The following is a 745-nucleotide window of genomic DNA, read 5'->3' as shown; positions in this document are numbered from 1 at the left end:
TTACGGGGTTTGGCAACTGGTGAATACTGGCTTCAGTTTATGGCTACCGTAACAACAGCAGGCGATTCCCATACAGGGAGGTAAGCCGTTCATGGGTGCCAAACCGGGACTACAGGTTCTGGATATTGGATGTTGGGACCGGGCTTCCCGGCTCCCGATTACGGGGCTTTATCTACCAGTACGATGCTGGTGGCATTGTGTTCTCCGGATTTGAGCGCATAGCTTCGGGTGTTCACCCGTTGGTAGTACTCAATGCCCAGCGCCACAAATACCGTATCCGTACTATTTGCTGGCAATGCCAGCGTAAGCGTAGCCGCCTGTGTGGGGTCGGTATTGTAAGGCAATTCAGGCGTTCCCTGCATGGCGTACTGATACAGCTCTGTGTTAAAATTGACCGCGGCTGCTGCTGCCACGATCCTGAAATGGGTGGTGCCTTTCGCCTGTTGTACCATGTTGCGTGGTACAAAAGACGGAATGTTTACCACCACCTCTCCCGACGCACGGGTAAATGTTAAAGGGCAGCGTACAAACAGGGAATCGGAAATACCCGCCCGTACGTTGAAGTTGAAACCCTGTAACTGGGTCATGTCTCCATTGTTTACGACACGTGCCCCCCTTTCGTTTACGGTGTCTGTAGTTATAATGCGGGAAGCCACCTTTAGCAGACGCGCCTGGGTAACTTTATCCTTCGCATTAATGGTTACATCCCTAAAGATGGTGCGCAGGAGTTTAGCGGCCTTACCGG

At 52.3% G+C, this 745-nt stretch carries 1 protein-coding gene; it reads right to left on the bottom strand.

Annotated elements, in window-relative coordinates:
- Positions 1-158: 158 nt before the first annotated feature.
- A partial coding sequence (locus J7I42_RS34965) for a hypothetical protein (RefSeq protein ID WP_209145219.1) occupies positions 159-745 on the bottom strand: 587 nt, incomplete at its 5' end.

Source organism: Niastella soli (assembly GCF_017742245.1).
Classification (GTDB): Bacteria; Bacteroidota; Bacteroidia; order Chitinophagales; family Chitinophagaceae; genus Niastella; species Niastella soli.
This window is presented reverse-complemented; position numbering and strand designations above follow the sequence as displayed.